The following is a 2,710-nucleotide window of genomic DNA, read 5'->3' as shown; positions in this document are numbered from 1 at the left end:
CGTCACGACCGACCATGGTCAATGTACGCTCAAGGTCGTGGTAAGCAGCGGGCAACAGCGCGGCATGCTGTTCGGGCCGATCCACTGGAGTGAAGCCAATGCGTCGGCCGCGCGCGTCGGTGCTCTGGTGGCGCCGATAACCGATTCCTTCTCCGGCCAGCCGGAATCAAAGGCGACGCCGGCGTCGATCGCGCCTTATGAATATGTCTTCCGCGGGTTTGTCCTTTCGCGCACGCCGTTGAAGTTGCCCGATCATGCCTGGTGGGCCCGCGCTGCGATCAGCGGCGGTTCGGGGTACCTCATCGCCGATAATGCGGACATGAAGGGCTGGTCGTCATGGCTACGCGCCGTGGCAGGCGACCAACTTGCCGAATACAGCGACTTCGGCGGCGGCGTTTATCGCGCGGCCTCGTTCACCGGCGACGCCATCAAGACATGCCTGTTTCTCGGGCCGGCGGGAGACGCCGGCGACTGGGATATTGCGAAGGAACTATTCGCTGCTGACACGCTGACCGGCGATCAGCGGCGGATGTTGTTGTCCGGCAAACCGGCGCAGGGACTTGCGAGCACGGGGCCGGTGGTCTGCGCCTGCTTTGGCGTCGGCCGCACCACGATCTGCGATGCGATTGCCGCAGGCGCACGCTCGGCCACCGAAATTGGCATGCGGCTCAAGGCAGGGACCAATTGCGGTTCGTGCATTCCCGAACTCAAGCGCCTGATCGCGCAATCGGTAACCGCCGACCCTGAACACGGGAAGTTGGTCGCGGCAAGCTGATCGACGCCGGACGTTCTCTGAACTATGGTGCGCCCGCTTTTGCGCCATAGGTGAAGACATGAAACAGAAAAAATTCGGCACGACCGGCCACAGCGTATCCGTCATCGGGCAGGGCACCTGGTATATCGATCACGGCGATCGCAATCAGGCGATTGCCGCGTTGCGCCGTGGCGTCGATCTCGGCATGACTCACATCGATACCGCCGAAATGTACGGCGATGCGGAGCTTGTCATTGCCGAGGCTATCGCCGGACGCCGCGACGAAACCTATCTCGTTTCAAAAGTGTTGCCGAGCCATGCATCCCGGCGCGGCACGATCGAAGCGTGTGAATGCTCCTTGAAGAGACTCAAAACCGATCGACTCGATTGTTACCTGTTGCATTGGCGGGGCAATTTTCCGCTGACCGAAACGGTTGACGCCTTCGAGCAACTGGTCAGATCAGGCAAAATCCGCTCCTGGGGCGTTTCCAATTTCGATGCCGACGATCTCGACGAACTTCTGGACGTCGCGGGTGAGGGGAAGATCGCCTGCAACCAGGTGCTCTATCACTTGCAGGAGCGGGCGATCGAGCACGCGGTGATCCCGTGGTGCTTAAAGCACGGCGTCGCGGTGGTGGCCTATTCGCCGTTCGGTCACAACGATTTTCCGCGACCGAACAGCAAAGGCGGCGAGGTATTGCAGATCGTCGCCAAGCGTCATGGCGCTTCAGCACGCCAGGTCGCGCTGGCTTTTCTCGCACGCGAGCCGCACCTGTTTACGATTCCGAAAGCGTCGACCGCCGAACACGCCGCCGAGAACGCGGCCGCCGGCGATCTCGTGCTCGGCGCGGACGAAATCGCCGCGCTCGACAAGGCATTCCCACGCGGGTCGAAACCGCGAAGCCTGCCAATGCTTTAAACCTGCTGCCACGGCTGTTCGGCGGCAGCGCATATCCGCTGCCAGTTTTCGGGTATTGTCGCTCTCACGCAATGACGCTTATTTGAACGCTCGCTAGTGGTCCGATTCTAACATTCGCATCCCTTCTCAGTAGCGAATGTCAAATCCACTCCACTAGCTTCGCTTTTTTCGACCTGCGAGTTCAAATCCGTGACCCGATCCGCCGCAGCTGTAACACGCGACCGCGCTCCGCTGCCATTGCCTGAGAAGGCCGCCCCGGTTGCGACCGCGCGCGCCGACCGGCCGCATCGCGGCATCGCGCTGCTTCTGGTATCGAGTATTTTTCTCGGCACCTCGGATGCGACGTCCAAATATCTCTCGATAACATTGCCGTCGATTGAGATCGCCTGGATCAGGTTTCTGGTATTCGCGGTGATCATGGTTCCGGCGATGCTGCCAGGCTCGCCGCTTTTTGCGTTGCGGACCCAGCGGCCGATGCTTCAGGTCACGCGTGGCATGGCGCTGCTCGGTTCATCGTTGCTATTCATCACGGGCTTGCGGTTTCTTCCCATCGCTGAGGCTTCCGCCACCAGTTTCGTCTCACCTCTGTTTGTTACCGCGCTCTCGATCTTTTTTCTCAGCGAGAAAGTCGGCCTGCGGCGTTGGCTCGCGACGGCGGTGGGACTGCTGGGGGTGCTGATCGTCCTGCGTCCCGGCACCAGTGCGTTTCATCCCGCCGCGTTCTTCCCGGTCGTCTCAGCGTTCGCCTGGGCCTGCACGCTGATCCTGACGCGCAAGATGAGCGGACAGGAGCGCACTGTCGTCACGATGACCTATTCGTCGATCGTGGGCTTTGCGGTTCTCTGCGCAATGGTTCCCTTGGTCTGGGTTACGCCAACCTGGCACGATATCCTGCTCGGGCTTATTATCGGCGTGGCATCGACGACGGGGCAGTGGATCGTCGTGCTCGCTTTTCGCTACGCGGACGCATCCGTGCTGGCGCCCTTTTCCTATATCCAGCTGCTCTGGGTCACGTTACTCGGCTTCGTGATCTTTGG

At 61.0% G+C, this 2,710-nt stretch carries 3 protein-coding genes; all 3 read left to right on the top strand.

Annotation, left to right across the window (positions count from 1 at the left end; translation table 11 throughout):
• Positions 1-775, top strand: a 775-nt coding sequence (locus WB528_RS22770; RefSeq protein WP_423890915.1) for a (2Fe-2S)-binding protein, incomplete at its 5' end; no start/stop codon positions are given.
• 58 nt (positions 776-833) lie between these two features.
• The gene (locus tag WB528_RS22765) at positions 834-1,673 is read left to right on the top strand and encodes an aldo/keto reductase (RefSeq protein ID WP_423890913.1); all 840 of its coding nucleotides are present in this window, start codon (positions 834-836) and stop codon (positions 1,671-1,673) included.
• Positions 1,674-1,904: 231 nt separating this feature from the next.
• Positions 1,905-2,710: DMT family transporter (locus WB528_RS22760; protein WP_423890920.1), on the top strand; the 806-nt coding region annotated here is incomplete at its 3' end.

It is taken from the genome of Bradyrhizobium sp., assembly GCF_049586575.1.
In the GTDB taxonomy this organism is placed as follows: Bacteria; Pseudomonadota; Alphaproteobacteria; order Rhizobiales; family Xanthobacteraceae; genus Bradyrhizobium.
This window is presented reverse-complemented; position numbering and strand designations above follow the sequence as displayed.